Source organism: Rhodococcus sp. ACPA1 (assembly GCF_002300195.1).
GTDB lineage: Bacteria > Actinomycetota > Actinomycetes > Mycobacteriales > Mycobacteriaceae > Rhodococcus_F > Rhodococcus_F opacus.
The window spans coordinates 244,802-258,782 of sequence record NZ_NSDX01000002.1; the positions used below are offsets into that span (position 1 = coordinate 244,802).

13 protein-coding genes are annotated in these 13,981 nt (G+C 62.0%); 10 read left to right on the forward strand and 3 right to left on the reverse strand.

All coding sequences use genetic code 11. The features are described from left to right. The first annotated feature begins 372 nt into the window (after positions 1-372). From CJ177_RS07795 to CJ177_RS07830, 8 genes are all read left to right on the forward strand, one after another. Positions 373-912, forward strand: a complete 540-nt coding sequence (locus CJ177_RS07795; RefSeq protein WP_025432442.1) for a MarR family winged helix-turn-helix transcriptional regulator — start codon at positions 373-375, stop codon at positions 910-912. A gap of 949 nt (positions 913-1,861) precedes the next feature. After that, positions 1,862-3,067 carry a CaiB/BaiF CoA-transferase family protein gene (locus CJ177_RS07800; RefSeq protein ID WP_095867519.1) on the forward strand — a complete coding sequence of 402 codons (1,206 nt, stop codon included), beginning with the start codon at positions 1,862-1,864 and terminating at the stop codon, positions 3,065-3,067. A gap of 14 nt (positions 3,068-3,081) precedes the next feature. Next, positions 3,082-3,762, forward strand: coding sequence for an SDR family oxidoreductase (locus CJ177_RS07805; RefSeq protein WP_061701352.1), 681 nt, complete (start codon positions 3,082-3,084; stop codon positions 3,760-3,762). A 58-nt stretch (positions 3,763-3,820) separates the two neighbouring features. Further along, positions 3,821-4,537, forward strand: a complete 717-nt coding sequence (locus tag CJ177_RS07810; protein WP_005241131.1) for a glutathione S-transferase C-terminal domain-containing protein — start codon at positions 3,821-3,823, stop codon at positions 4,535-4,537. A 34-nt stretch (positions 4,538-4,571) separates the two neighbouring features. Continuing rightward, entirely contained in the window at positions 4,572-5,273 is a 702-nt protein-coding gene (locus CJ177_RS07815) for a glutathione S-transferase family protein (protein ID WP_005241134.1), read from the forward strand. Next, the gene (gene tadD, locus CJ177_RS07820; RefSeq protein WP_061043421.1) at positions 5,270-6,703 is read left to right on the forward strand and encodes a non-phosphorylative glyceraldehyde 3-phosphate dehydrogenase TadD; all 1,434 of its coding nucleotides are present in this window, start codon (positions 5,270-5,272) and stop codon (positions 6,701-6,703) included. The genes CJ177_RS07815 and tadD overlap by 4 nt, the downstream gene beginning before the upstream one ends. A gap of 141 nt (positions 6,704-6,844) precedes the next feature. After that, positions 6,845-7,879, forward strand: coding sequence for a glutathione synthase (gene gshB / locus CJ177_RS07825; protein ID WP_257014419.1), 1,035 nt, complete (start codon positions 6,845-6,847; stop codon positions 7,877-7,879). Beyond that, the gene (locus CJ177_RS07830; protein ID WP_095867520.1) at positions 7,879-9,300 is read left to right on the forward strand and encodes an FAD-dependent oxidoreductase; all 1,422 of its coding nucleotides are present in this window, start codon (positions 7,879-7,881) and stop codon (positions 9,298-9,300) included. Before gshB ends, CJ177_RS07830 begins: the two co-directional genes overlap by 1 nt. 134 nt (positions 9,301-9,434) lie before the next feature. Here CJ177_RS07830 and CJ177_RS07835 read toward each other — a convergent pair whose 3' ends face one another. Together CJ177_RS07835 and CJ177_RS07840 are read right to left on the reverse strand one after the other, a co-directional pair. After that, positions 9,435-9,728 (reverse strand): hypothetical protein, encoded by a 294-nt coding sequence (locus tag CJ177_RS07835; protein WP_143548647.1) that lies wholly within the window; start codon positions 9,726-9,728, stop codon positions 9,435-9,437. 624 nt (positions 9,729-10,352) lie between these two features. Beyond that, positions 10,353-11,006, reverse strand: a complete 654-nt coding sequence (locus CJ177_RS07840; protein ID WP_063819612.1) for a ScbR family autoregulator-binding transcription factor — start codon at positions 11,004-11,006, stop codon at positions 10,353-10,355. Between the two features lie 426 nt (positions 11,007-11,432). On the opposite strand from CJ177_RS07840, the gene CJ177_RS07845 reads away from it, so the two are divergent. After that, positions 11,433-12,590 (forward strand): alpha/beta hydrolase, encoded by a 1,158-nt coding sequence (locus tag CJ177_RS07845; protein WP_373560037.1) that lies wholly within the window; start codon positions 11,433-11,435, stop codon positions 12,588-12,590. A gap of 124 nt (positions 12,591-12,714) precedes the next feature. Here the strand turns inward: CJ177_RS07845 and CJ177_RS07850 are convergent, their stop codons facing one another. Beyond that, positions 12,715-13,125, reverse strand: a complete 411-nt coding sequence (locus CJ177_RS07850) for a PAS domain-containing protein (protein WP_005241152.1) — start codon at positions 13,123-13,125, stop codon at positions 12,715-12,717. 331 nt (positions 13,126-13,456) lie between these two features. On the opposite strand from CJ177_RS07850, the gene CJ177_RS07855 reads away from it, so the two are divergent. After that, the gene (locus tag CJ177_RS07855; protein WP_005241153.1) at positions 13,457-13,780 is read left to right on the forward strand and encodes a hypothetical protein; all 324 of its coding nucleotides are present in this window, start codon (positions 13,457-13,459) and stop codon (positions 13,778-13,780) included. Positions 13,781-13,981: the final 201 nt, after the last annotated feature.

The following is a 13,981-nucleotide window of genomic DNA, read 5'->3' on the forward strand; positions in this document are numbered from 1 at the left end:
CGAGAATCGACCATACAATAGTCGAGCGCGGCGAACGCAGACCGCGCATTTCCGCGGCAGGATGCCCGACATTCGGTCACTCGAGGCGTCATGTCGAGCGGCCCCACATTGAGGTGAAGGTACGCCGCGTGTGCCGCGATTCGATACCGACACTGCAGCCTGCCTGTCGCTGGAGGCCGCCCGCGATGCTCGAGGCGCACCGGTGGCTCGAATCGGGCGTGATCAACGCCCAATACTGCCGAAATGTGTTGACATCTGGTCGGACCGCGTTTGCAATCTTGCCAGTCCCGGGGGCACGTGTAAACTTTCAAGCAAAACTACTTAGCAGTGAATAATCCCGAGCTGATCAATTCAAGTGACATGGGGTGTGGGATGGGCGTCGAAGCACCATCGATTCGGGACGTGGACGGAGATGATGGCGTCGATCGCATCGAGCAGGCATGGGTACGTGAACGGCCGGATATCGACGTCAGTTCAGTGGGTATCGTTTCGAGGATCTGGCGAATTGCGCGATACCTGGAGCGCGAACGCAGTCAACGCCTGGTGGAGCTAGGAACCGATCCTGCGACGCTCGACCTCTTGGCGATGCTGCGGCGCTCCGGCAAGCCGTATCGGATGACGGCCGGGCAACTCACCGAGGCCGCGCTGATAACCCCGGCTGGTATCTCGAACCGCCTGGACAAGCTCGAGCGCAGTGGTCTGCTCAAACGGAGCTTTCACCCCCAAGACCGTCGTCGAGTCGACGTGCAATTGACCAAAAAGGGAGTCCAGCTCATCGACGAGGTCGCCTCCGACATCTTGGGTCGCGAGGCGCAACTCCTTGCGTTTGTGAGCGAAGACGATGGCACCGAGCTTCGCAGGCTCCTCAAACTCCTCCTCGCCCACTTCGAGGACCCTGGCGTGGCCAGCTGAGACCGAGAAGTCCGACGCCGACCGTTCGGCAGTTTGTGAATTGCCGATCCATAGAGGTGAAGGCCCTCGAACATGCGTGGCCGTGAGTTGTCGAAATTGATGTGCGCAACGCGTGGCCTGCGTGGTCTCGGTTTTCGTGACGGGTGGACGAGTCGAGTGCGACGGCCATTGCGCGTCGGTGACGTACTCCCTGCAGCTGTCTGAACTTCTGTCCTTGGGTAACGCGCTTATTCTTGCGCTGGGCGTAGCCACGGATGGTCACGAAGCGTAACTAGATTGTCATTGCGGTTCGTTGATGATCATCTTGGCCCTCGAAATTGGGTCTTGCAGTGGTGCTCTCGTAGACCGGCGGCGCCGCCCGGACCGCCAGTCCCGGTGCCGCCGGCACGCCCGTCGGCATCTATGGCCACGATCGTGGTCGCCGCTGCACGCCGGCACCCGGCTCTGAACTGCTGAACTGCTGGTCGTGCCGCTGGCGCCCTGCCGACTTCACCTCAGGGGCTGCACCCTCGCTCCGCACAAACGGCCCCGGCCCCGACATTTCATGACGCGGGTGTGGAACTTCCTTGTGGCCTCCTTGCCGCGGCCACGAGTGTGCGCTGTCCCGAGACCTCTTCCGCGGATCCCGCCGCCTCGATCGGTGCATGCACCCGGCGCCGTGATTGCGACGCGTTCTCCAGCTCGCCGTCGGCATTCGGCCTGACGACCAACTCGGATGAGTGATCACCTCCGGCACCTCCACGCAGGCGAACCTGCGAAAGAACGGCAGGTAGATGCACATGCATCTATTCACTGATGAATAGAATTTGCAACAAACAATTGACTCATGAAAGAAATCTACTTACTATTCGGTGAGGCAGGCCACACCGCGTAGCGAGATCTGGCTGTTGGCCTCGCGAACCCTCGGATTACTTCTCCTGACTGAAAGGTGCGCCTCATGAGCGGCCCCATGACCGGAATCAAGATCGTCGACCTGTGTTCGATGATGTCGGGCCCCTGGGCCACGGACATCCTCGGCGACCAGGGCGCGGACGTCATCAAGGTGGAGGTGCCCGGCAAGGGCGATCACGTCCGTTCCCTGCCTAATCGTTCCGGCGACATGTCGGCGATGTTCGTCAACGTCAACAGGTCGAAGCGGTCCCTGACCCTCGACCTGAAGACCCCGGAAGGCGTTGCGGTACTGAAGAAGTTGGTTTCCACCGCCGATGTCGTGGTGCAGAACTTCCGGCCCGGCGTCGTCGAGCGCCTCGGCATCGGATACGACGACCTCGCCCCACTCAACTCGAAACTCATCTATCTCTCGATGAGCGGATTCGGCGAGCGTGGACCGGCCTCCGGCCAACGGGTCTACGATTCGTTGATTCAGGCCCTGACCGGCCTGACCACCGTGCAGGCCGGGTCCGACGAGGAACGGCCCCGCCTGATCCGCACCATCCTCCCCGACAAGCTCAGCGCAATTGTCGCCTCGCAAGCTCTTTCGGCTGCGTTGTTCGCCCGCGAACGCACCGGGGAGGGGCAGCACATTCGCCTGTCGATGCTCGAGGCGGTGCTGTCGTTCCTGTGGGCATCGGACATGGGCGCCTACACATTCCCGGACCAGCCGGTGCCGCTGTCGCAGGGAGGGAGTTTCATCGACTTGATCTACCAGACCGCCGACGGCTATATCACCGTCGCCACCAACAGCAATGGCGAATGGCAGAGCATGTGCAGAGCCCTCGATCACGCGGAATGGATCGAGGACGAGCGCTTCACAACGGCAGTTGGGCGATCGAAGTACATCAACGAGCGCCTCGAGTTGATTCAGGAAGTACTTCTGACCAGGGCTTCAGCTGATTGGTTGACCGTGCTCGACGAGTTCGACGTGCCAGCGGCGCCCATTCTCACGCGGGCAGAGGTCATCGAACACCCGCAGGTCAAAGCCGCCGAAATTATTGTCGAATCGACTCACCCCGTAGCCGGACGCGTGCGGCAAGCCCGGGTTCCCGCGAGGTTCCTCGGCACCGTTCCGGAAGCGCCACGCGGAGCGCCGCTACTCGGCCAGCACAATGCCGAAATTCTTGCCGAGTATGGGTTCACTGGTGAAGAAATCGCCGAGCTTGCGGCTACCAAGATCATCGGATCCGAGCAGAGCGCCGTTGTCGGCGTCACTGCCTGAAAGGAAAAGACACTATGTCCACAGTATTGGTTGTCGGTGCCGACAAGGGCATCGCACACTCGATCGTCCGCCAGTTGCACGAGCGCGGCGACAACGTCATCGCCGCCTGCCTGTTCGACGGCGCCGACCTCACCGCCGACGGCATCACCGTCGAGCCGAACGTCGATGTCACATCGCAGGAATCGGTCGAAGCGCTCGCGTCACGGCTCGCCGCAGCGGGTACCAAACTGGACGTTCTGATCCATGTTGCCGGGGTCATGTGGCTCGACGAACTGGGGTCGATCGACTACGACCTGGTCCGCAAACAGATCGAGATCAACACCCTCGGACCGCTGCGCACGATCGAAGCGGTGCGTCCCCTACTGAACGACGGCGCGAAGGTCGGCATCGTCACCAGCCGGGTCGGATCCCTCGGAGACAACACCTCCGGTGGCATGTACAGCTACCGGATCTCCAAGGCCGCCGCCAACATGGCCGGCCTGAACCTGCACCACGACCTGTCCAAGAACGGCATCAGCGTATTGATGCTCCACCCGGGCATGGTCGCCACCGACCTGACCAAGGACTTCCCCGGCGAGCACACCTACATCACCCCGGAACAGGCCGCCGCCGGACTGATCAAGAACATCGACAATCTCACCCCCGAGAACGCGGGTCGGTTTCAGCATTCGAATGGCACTTTCTTGCAGTGGTAGACCGCCTCTGCGGACCGCCGGGCACCCTGTCGACCAAGACTAGGAATACAAAGTCACAATGATCACCATCTACGGATACACACCAGCCTTCGGTGTTCCGGACATCAGCCCCTACGTCACCAAGATTGTCAACTACATGACGTTCACGGGTGTCGAGTTCGAGCACAAGACGCAGGACCTGGCAACGCTCGACCAGGACTCACCCCACGGCAAACTGCCGTACATCGTCGACGAGGACGGAACCAAGGTCGGCGACTCCAACACGATCCTGGCCTACCTGAAGGACAAGTTCGGCGACAAGCTCGACGCTGACCTGTCTGCCAAAGACCGGGCGTTGTCCCTGTCGTTCAGCCGATTGGTCGAAGAGCACCTCTACTGGAGCGGAATCATCCAGCCGCGCTACCGCGAAGATTCGGGCTGGGAGACGTACATCCCCTGCATCGTCGGCGGCGGCGAAGTGACCCCGGAGCTGCGGGCATTCCTGGACGCATTCCGTGTCCGAGTCGTCGAGGGCTTCAATGGCCAGGGAATGGGACGACGGAAGGCTGAAGTAGTCGTCGACTTCTTCCGTGCAGATGTCGATGCTCTCTCGGATTTCCTCGGAGACAGCGAGTACTTCCTCGGAAGCGAACTGCGTTCCATCGACGCAACCGTGTACTCGATCATCCGGCACATCGCCGACCAACCACAGGACTGGCTGGGCGCCGGGTACGTCCAGACCAAACCGAACCTGATGGCGTACCTGGAACGCATCCGCAAGCAGTACGACATCTGACCCGCCGGTAACCGACCTTCTTGGAGCATCGTCGATGATTGACCTCTACTACTACACAAGCCCGAACGTGCGAAAAGTGCTCATTGCACTCGAAGAGCTTTCGCTCGAATACCAGATCATCTGGACCGACATCAAAGAAGGGGATCAATTCGCCCCCGAGTATCTCGAAATCAATCCGAACGGCAAGGTCCCGGCGATCGTCGATCACGATGGCCCCGGAGGCGAGCCAATCGCGATCTTCGAGACGGGGGCCATTCTGCAGTATCTTGCCGAAAAGACCGGACGACTGCTGCCCACAGATCCCCGCGGCCGCCAGGAGGCGCTCTGCTGGCTGTTCTGGCAGGTGGCGAACCATGGCCCGATGGCAGGACAGGCCGCCCACTTCGTCTCCCACGCACCCAAACAGGGGATCGACAACCCCTACGCCCGCAGCCGATACGTCGGTGAGGTAGCACGCCTGTACAAGGTACTCGACGACCGGCTCCGTGATCGCGACTATCTGGCCGGCGAGTACTCGATAGCGGACATTTCGACCTACACCTGGACCAGAGTTGCCAGCGGGCACGGAATTACGGTCTCGGACTATCCGAATCTGAAGGCGTGGTCGGACCGAATCGCAGCACGCCCGGCCGCGAAGGTCAAGATCTCCGACCCACGCGAAGAAGCGGCGCGAAAGAACATCTACAACGCAGAGCAGTTCCAACGTCTGTTCCGACCCGAAGGATCCCCCGCATGAGCAACTCCCCAGCCCTGGCGGCCGACAAGGCGCCCGGTCTCACCATCGATGGACAGATCGTGACAACCTCGGCCGTCAACCGGGTGATCAACCCCGCGACCGGTAAAGTTTTCACTGAAGTCCCTGACGCTGGCGTCGAGCATCTTGACGCTGCTGTGGATGCCGGTCGACGTGCGGCCCCCAGCTGGCGTGAATTGGGCATCGCGGTGCGACAGGAAATCGTTCGAAACGTTGTCGAACTGATTCGCACGAATATCGACGAACTCGCCATGCTGGTGACGCTGGAACAGGGAAAGCCGTTAGCCAAGGCCGCCGGCGAGATCGATTCCGGCCTTCGAGGTCTCAGTCGGTACGCGAGTACCGACATCCCGGTCGAGATCTATCGGGACAACGACGACGAGTACATCGAGATTCATCGCGAGCCTGTTGGTGTAGTCGGTGCGATCACCGCGTGGAACTACCCCCTGCTACTGGCGCTTTGGAAGATCGGCCCGGCGCTTGTCACCGGAAACACCATCATCCTCAAACCTTCGCCACTGACCCCGGTGGCCACCCTCCGGCTCGGTGAACTACTCCAACAGGCCCTTCCCGCCGGTGTTCTCCAAATTCTGAGTGGTGGAGACGACCTGGGTCGTGCGATGACATCCCATCCGGGGATCAACAAGATCACCTTCACTGGTTCGGAGCGGGCAGGCAAGTCGATCATGTCCGGCGCGGGTCCGACGTTGAAGAGGCTGACCCTCGAACTCGGAGGGAACGACGCGGGAATCGTTCTCGACGACGTGGACGTCGCAGCCATGGCCGACGACCTCTATTGGGCGGCGCTGTCCAACTGCGGTGCCGTCTGCGCCGGCCTCAAACGCCTCTACGTCCCTGCCCACCTCGCGTCAGCGATCGAAGAAGCACTCGCCGAAGTGGCCAAGACGATCGTCGTCGGCAACGGGCTCGACGAGGGCGTCGACATGGGCCCGGTCCAGAATGCTGCCCAGTTCGCCAAGGTGCGTGGCTATGTCGATGATGCGGCCCACCGCGGCGCCGACGTGTATTTTCGCGGTGAGGTGCCCGAGGGCCCCGGCTACTTCCACCCGGTCACCCTTGTCCGCGGTGTCGACGACACGACTCCGCTGGTCAAGGAAGAACAGTTCGGACCGGTCCTGCCGATCCTGACCTACACCGACATCGACGACGCCGTCGAGCGCGCCAACAATTCGGATCTCGGTCTCGGCGCCTCGGTGTGGTCCACGGACGAACAACGCGCAGTGCAAGTAGCGAATCGCCTGGAAGCCGGAACTGCGTGGGTCAATCAGCATCCAGTGCTGACATCAGATGTCCCCTTCGGCGGAATCAAACAGTCAGGATTGGGTGTCGAACAGTCAATCCACGGGATCCTCGAATACACCAATTTCAGGGTGCTCCGGGTAAAACGCTGAGACGCATGAATGGAGAGGTCGGCTCGTCGCAACATTCCAGTAACGAGCGCGTCTTACCTAGCGCGGGCCGACGGCTCCCCACACCCGTGCATCGAACGATCGTACGCACGCCCGCCGACGCGCCCAAAACAGGACGGACCCATGAGGCAACAAGTCATCCCTTCAAGAGCGAATACCGATACGGTCGGTTCACGGTTCACGTTCGTGTTCATTACCGATCCGCTCAGTGAGCTGGCCCCCGCCCACGACACCACAGTGGCACTGATGGAAGCAGCGCAGGCGCTGGGACATCGCGTCCTGGTGACTACCATCGCCGAATTGGGCGTGACAGCTGGGCGGGCAACAGCGCAGACCCGCGACGTCACGCTGCAGCCTGCAGTGCTTATCGACGGTAAGTGGATCGTCGGAACGAATTGGTTCGTCGCGACCGAATCCGAGCAGATCTTTCTCGACACTGCGGCAGCGATATTCATGAGAACCGACCCTCCGGTGAATGCCGACTACCTGCGGGCGACATATATCCTCGACCTGGTCGATCCTGCGCGTACGCTCATGCTGAACTCACCCAGCGGTCTGCGGGACGCAAACGAAAAGCTTTTTGCTCTTCGCTTTCCCCAGCTCGGCCCGCCGACGCTCATCTCCGCAGATCAGACCGAGATCATCGACGCGGTACAGTCCTGGGGGAGGGCTGTTCTCAAACCAACAGACGGTATGGCCGGACGCGGGATCATGCTGCTCAGTCCTGGCGACCCCAATCTGCACTCGATCCTCGATACCGCTACCGAGCGTGGAACCACACACGTCGTTGTCCAGCAATACATCCCCGCGGTCACGGCTGGGGACCGACGCGTCATCGTTCTCGGTGGAACCCCAGTCGGTGCTGTCCGGCGCATCGCAGAGGGAGACGAATTCCGCTGCAACATGGCAGCGGGCGCGAGCGTGGAAATCGACACAGTCATAGAGAACGATCGCAGGATCTGCAAAACCCTCGGTCCGGAGCTCGTCAAACGCGGGCTCCATTTTGTCGGAATCGACATCATCGGAGATAGGCTCACTGAAGTGAACGTAACCAGCCCCACAGGAATTCGCGAAATCGACGCACTCTGCGGGAGCCATCTCGCAACAAGCACCATAGCGTGGGTAGCAGCGCTGTGTGCGAACGCAGTGGTCCGCTGATGACAATCACAGAACACGCCGAACGTGTCGTCGTCGTCGGCGCGGACGCCGCTGGCATGAGCGCCGCGCACCAAGCCCTACGTTCGGCACGCGCCGACGGTCGCACGATCGAGGTAGTGGTGCTGGAAAGGACTCGCGACACCTCCTACTCGGCATGCGGAATGCCCTATCTGATCTCGGGAACGGTAGCGCACCAAGACGAACTTATCGCACGCACGCCCGAACGCCACCGAGAAATGGGCGTAGATCTTCGCCTCGATGCTTTGGTGACCGACATCAACATCGAAACACGCACCGCGACATATAAAAATAGTGTCGGCGTATCCGAAACAGTGGAGTTCGACAAACTCGTGCTCGCAACTGGAGCGCACCCCGTTATTCCGCCATGGGCGATTGACGACAACGGCGATCTGACACCGGGCATCCTCCCCGTGAAGAACCTCGAGGATGCACGTCAGTGGGTCACTCTTGTACTGCCAGAGGAATCGTCGGATTCCGACTCCATCACGACCACGCGACATGCGGTAGTCGTTGGTGGCGGCTACATCGGCGTCGAGATGGCGGAAGCTATGGTCGATCGAGGTTTCGAGACAACGCTGATCACCCGCAGTTCGGTGATGAGTAACCTCGACCAGGACATGAGCGCACGCGTGCACAGTGCCCTCGTCGAAGGCGGCGTTCGTGTTGTCCCGGAGTGCACAGTCGAGAGCATCCGCAGTGTTGACGGAAGAGTTCACTCCCTGACGGCGAGTAACGGAGAAACGTACCTCGCAGAAGTCGTTGTTCTCGGACTCGGTGTCCGGCCCGCCACTGAGCTGGGAGTCGCCGCCGGCATCTCAGTCGGAGACTTTGGCGGATACCTGCCGGATGAGAATCAATCAGTTGCTGAAAACGTCTGGGCTGCCGGCGATTGCTGTGAGGTCATTGACAGGATCACCGGTACTCGTACGTTCGCTCCTCTAGGTACACACGCGAACAAGCAAGGCAGAATCTGCGGATACAATGTCGTCGGCGGCAAGCAACAGTTTGCCGGCGTGTTGTCGACAGCCATAACTAGATTCACCAATCCAAATGTGCACGTGGAAGTGGGACGGTCCGGGCTTTCGACCGACGCTGCAATTGACGCCGGGTTCAGCCCCGAATCGCTCGTCACGGTGGGGGGAACCGCCAGCGGTTACATGCCGGAGCGGTCACCGATCGCAACTAAGATCATCGCAGACCGGAGGAGTAGACGACTCCTTGGTGTACAGATCGTCGGAGGCCAGAATTCTGCCAAGCGCATTGACACTGCGGCCGCAGCGCTATGGGGGCAGATGACTGTCGACGACCTCGCCGCCATGGATCTGTCGTACGCGCCCCCGTTCGCAACGGTGTGGGAAGCCGTTCAACTCGCTGCAAGAAGGTTGGCAGACGTACTTTAGAGTAACCCCAATCCTGTGCGCTCGCAGACCCGGTCGGGCTGCAGCATGTCCCGGTCGTGGGCGCGCTCCGCTGTGTGGGCGGGGCGCGCATCGCCATGCGTCGAAAGCGTTCTCGTGGCGAAGCGCGTCCCTTTTCAGCGAGCCTCGGCAATATGCTTGCGGAGCGCACCAAGCATATGAGTGACGAACTCGTGCTCCGTAGTTGACGTGGCTTCGTCAAACTCGACCCGACCCGTTGCGCTCGCCGCGGAGGGCTTCGACAGCGTCACAATGAAATGCAGTCCTTCCTGGTTGGATTCCGCAGATGCCAACCTGCCTTGTGAAATCCCACCTTCTCGTTTGACCCAGCCACCGATCGCGCTACACAGATCGGGCAATTCGCCGAGGCTGACCAGTACCGTGGAAAAGCTGTCCAGCGACGAGATCACGGCACCCGAGACCTCCACCTGGACACGAATCGTCTCCAGGGTTTGCTCCGTGTCCCGTGAAGTCTCGACAGGTTGATGGAATCCAAGTTCATAGAGGTCCTCGGCAACCTTCCTGGCACACCGATGCGTAGTTGATCTCGGACCGCCCTGTCGTCCTCCCAGTCTGGTCTGACTAGCCGCCAAGCTCTGTCGATCGTAACGGCGATGCAGCTTTGTATAGCGGAAAGCCTGCCGCCCGGGTGTGGTGACGGCGGGCTGGATGGGTCAGCGACGGGTGTGGGTGACGGGGGAGTAGGTGGGTAGATGCCGGTCGGTGTTCGTCGATCGATTTGTAGCTGTTCGTGATGGTGGCGTGCCGGTCGAGGAGGGACCGAACGGTGATCGCGGGTGTCCGGATCTCCGGGGGAAGCGCCAGTGGTGTGGGCCGCCCATTCTGGGCCTGCTTCCCCTTCTGTCCCTGACTGATCTTGAACTCGAACCGTTGGTGCCTGATGTGCGCGGCGAGGGGTTTTCTGCCCGCGGATGCCGCACCGCGGCACAATCGGCGCTGCCACGTCTTCGGCAACCACGCGGACGGGTCGCGGGGTGGTCAGGTCGGCTGCGCTGTCGATCGTTTTCGATGTCTCACTCGGTGTCGAGTGATGCGTGAAGCCATCTGCGATGGACATATTCGCGAAAGTATTCGACGTGTGGGGCGTCGACGATCCCGGGTAGGACGAATGTCCACAGTCGCTCGGTGCGGATCGGGAGATCTCGAGTTGTGTTCCCGTGTGTGGACCACATTCGAACGCCGTCGAACGCGGCGACAAGGAAGTTGGCGAAATCTTCGGAATCGGTGCCCGGGATGAGGTCTCCGTCATCGATCGCTCGATCGGCGATCGTCGCCACCAGTTCCACCCACTCCCGATGGGGATCGGCTACCGTCCCGCGCGCATCACCTATCTCGCCAGTGAGTCTCACTCCGGCCCGTATCAGTGGGCTCGTCAGGAGTTGGTCGACCACAAGGAGTGACATGCTGATCAGCGATTCGAGTGGCGGAAGAGCGGTGTCCAACAGGTTCCGGCACGCCGCCATCGACATCGCGTGTTGTTCGTCGATCGTCGCCCGCGCGAGCGTCTCTTTGGAGGCGAAGTGGAAGTAGACTGCGCCTTTGGAGATTCCCGGGTGGCTGATGATGTCGGCGAGGTTGGTGTTCGCGTATCCGTTCGCCGCGAACATCTCCGCGGCCGCCTGGATGGTCGCGCGACGTGTCGCCTCGGCGCGGGACTGTTGTGTCATTCTCTCAGACTCCATCGGCCCGCCCCTCGATGCGACCTGCGTGCCCCTGTACTGATGGCGGTGTCATCCTGGGATTCATCCGATACCTCTCGATCCCGGATCTGCATGTAGCCCAATGGAAGATCGTGGGCCCAGCTGCACTCTGCCTGGTCGCTGACATCTGATGACTCCACGGTCCCGTGTGGTTTCACGATTGCTTTACAAACAATCTTACGGTATGTAACATCGCGAAGATACAGACAAGCAGTTTGTTTCACTGTCAGGTCCACGGGATCGAGGCATTGCATCCCCGGCGCACAGTGGTCGCGACGGGCCTGGCACCAGGTCGGCGCGTCACGGCACGGATTATCTGATGCCCGGGGGAGCGTTGCGGCTTGCACGCGCCTGACACAGTAGACGGTGGGCCCGCCCATGTATGGTGATGCGTTGTTTCATTCCGTCCTATCGCATTTCGCGGTGCAGGCGTGCTGGGACAAGGTCCCGGCGACGTTCGACGAAGTAGTCGAAGGCGTGGCAGCCCGGACTCCCGCGCCCTCGGGCCCGAAGCCCGACTTCTTCCCCGGGGCCAGCCTCCGCTCACAGGTTTTGGCGCACACACTGCGGATGACGGTCAAACCGTTGCTCGGGGTGTGGGCCCAGTGGCCGAGTCCCCTGTGGCCGGCCGGACTGATCGACCCCGCCGCCCGAATCGTCCCGCCCCTCCGTGGGGTCGGCCGCCATCCCGTGCGCCTAGAGAACTGCGACGCCGAATTGATCGACGCCGGCACCACGGGAACATCGACAGTGGTGTTGTACCTGCATGGTGGCGGCTTCCTGACCTGCGGGCTGAATACCCACCGCCGACTGGTTTCACGGATCTCCGCGTCCGCCGGGGCATCGGTTCTCAGTGTCGGCTACCGGATGATGCCCAGACATCCGATCCGTGATGCGATTGCCGACGGAGTCGACGGCTACCGCTGGCTGCTCGGGCACGGGTTCGACGCGGAGAAGATCGTGATTGCCGGTGATTCCGCCGGCGGCTACCTGACGTTCATGACGGCGTTGACGCTTGCCGACCTGGACCTGCCGTGTCCTGCGGGCCTGGTCGCGCTGTCACCGCTGACGGACATGGATCCCGCGGGGAAGCTTGCCCACCCGGGCGCCGACCGGTGTCCGGTCTTTCCGCGTTCGGTCCTCATCACGTTCGCCGGCTTGCCCGATCAGGGCGCTCGCCGCCGCACTACCGGGAAACCGCGCCTCTCGCCGGTTGACTGCATCCTGGCCGGCCTGCCGCCGGTGTTGATCCAGGTCGGGTCCACCGAGATGCTCTACCCGGATGCGGTGCTGATGGCCGAGCGCCTCGCGGCCGCCGGGGTGCCGATCACCCTCGAGGTGTGGGACCGCCAGGTCCATGTATTCCAGGCGGCTGCCGATCTCATTCCCGAGGCGGAACACGCGATCCGGCAGATCGGCAACTTCATCCGCACGGCAACCACCACACGCACCCTTCACAGCGATCGCGCCGACGAAATGGTGGCATTGCGAAGTATCCGCGCCAAGCGCCTGCCACGTAATGCGCACCACGCCGGTACGAATGCCAGTTAGACGTCTCGGGTAGGGACGACGGGGCCGGCCGACGACGTGGCGCCGGCGTCTGCAGTCCTCGCGAACGCCGAACACCGCATGTGGTTGCTCCGCACAGGCCACGCGAACTGCACAGACCGGCACATCACTCGAAGTGTGGGGCGCTGCCGCCGCCCCACAGTTGTTCGGTCACATCCTGGAAGCAGACGAGCATGACCGGGTCGTCGTGTCGCTCGAGCGTTGACCGACTGAGTGCGGCGCGCACGGTGGACCCGTCTCGATGCGTGAGCGCGACGATCTTGCCGGCCGACTCGTGCAGTTCCGTCACGGCCGATCGAGGCGGGGACACAGTTTGGACCAGGTCTCCGATCGAACACTCGCGGAGCGCGCCTTGCGGATACCCCAGCATGTGTTCGAAAGCCCGATTCATGTAGATGACGAGACCGTCCTGAGCCACAGCCAGGACCGGCACCGGCAGCCTGTCCAGAAGCACGAGGACGGGGAGCTGCTCGAGGTAACCCAGCGTGGTGTCCGGATTCGGGCGTCGTCTGTCCATACTCGATCTATCGAGCGCAGAACCTCCCTGTTACGCCGACCCTCCGCAGCCCGCGATGAGGGCGGTGGACGGGAGACTCAGCGGAGCCGTTCGCGGATCTGACGAGTGCGGGGCAGGCCGATGTTTCGGGACGGATGGCGACGGGCACGCCGTGAGTATGACGACCGAACACGGAACTACGCATGTCTCCGCATCCGGGTCTGCTGGGGATTGTCCGCTTCCTCCGCTGAGGTCCGGTGGCCGGTTGCACATCGTCGAAGGTCGGCCCTGGCGTCGGGCGCTCGACTGTGTTGCGGTAGGCGGCACGGAGGGGAGAAGGCGATGGCACGGGGTGACGAAACCTCACGATATGGATTTGCTGCTTGTCGTGCTCTCGACAGATCCCCGCATGGTGTTGTGTCTGGAGGTTGTGGACGGAGCTGCTGCCGACCGCGGCGGCCACATCGTGGTACGCCATTCCTCGACGGTTCTGTTCCGTCACGGCATCTTGTTCGATGCAGTGAAAAAGCGTTCAGGGCTACATGTTCGAATGTACGAGAGCTACCGCGGGGCGGACGCGCATGCGATCTTGGACGCCCTCGACAAGGAGTACCACCTCGATACACCGTGGTTCACCCCCGCGCGGTGGCTCGAAGGCCACGGGGTCGACTTCTAGCTGTGTGACCAGTCGGGGACAGGCGGCGGTACGAGCCGCCGCCCATCCGTGGACCGACCGGGCAGTATGGGCGCGTGCCCCGCACTTTGCCCTGAAATAGCCTCGCAGCGTGAACGAGCCACGAGACCGAGGGTGTCACCGTTGGCGTGGAAGGGCGCGCCCTGTCCGCGGCGCCGTGGGGTGGGCCGGCGGAGGAGGACC

Coding starts and splice junctions, on each gene's coding strand:
- CJ177_RS07795 (WP_025432442.1), top strand. CDS start 373: ATGGGCGTCGAAGCACCATCGATTCGGGACGTGGACGGAGATGATGGC.
- CJ177_RS07800 (WP_095867519.1), top strand. CDS start 1,862: ATGACCGGAATCAAGATCGTCGACCTGTGTTCGATGATGTCGGGCCCC.
- CJ177_RS07805 (WP_061701352.1), top strand. CDS start 3,082: ATGTCCACAGTATTGGTTGTCGGTGCCGACAAGGGCATCGCACACTCG.
- CJ177_RS07810 (WP_005241131.1), top strand. CDS start 3,821: ATGATCACCATCTACGGATACACACCAGCCTTCGGTGTTCCGGACATC.
- CJ177_RS07815 (WP_005241134.1), top strand. CDS start 4,572: ATGATTGACCTCTACTACTACACAAGCCCGAACGTGCGAAAAGTGCTC.
- tadD (WP_061043421.1), top strand. CDS start 5,270: ATGAGCAACTCCCCAGCCCTGGCGGCCGACAAGGCGCCCGGTCTCACC.
- gshB (WP_257014419.1), top strand. CDS start 6,845: ATGAGGCAACAAGTCATCCCTTCAAGAGCGAATACCGATACGGTCGGT.
- CJ177_RS07830 (WP_095867520.1), top strand. CDS start 7,879: ATGACAATCACAGAACACGCCGAACGTGTCGTCGTCGTCGGCGCGGAC.
- CJ177_RS07840 (WP_063819612.1), bottom strand. CDS start 11,006: ATGACACAACAGTCCCGCGCCGAGGCGACACGTCGCGCGACCATCCAG.
- CJ177_RS07850 (WP_005241152.1), bottom strand. CDS start 13,125: ATGGACAGACGACGCCCGAATCCGGACACCACGCTGGGTTACCTCGAG.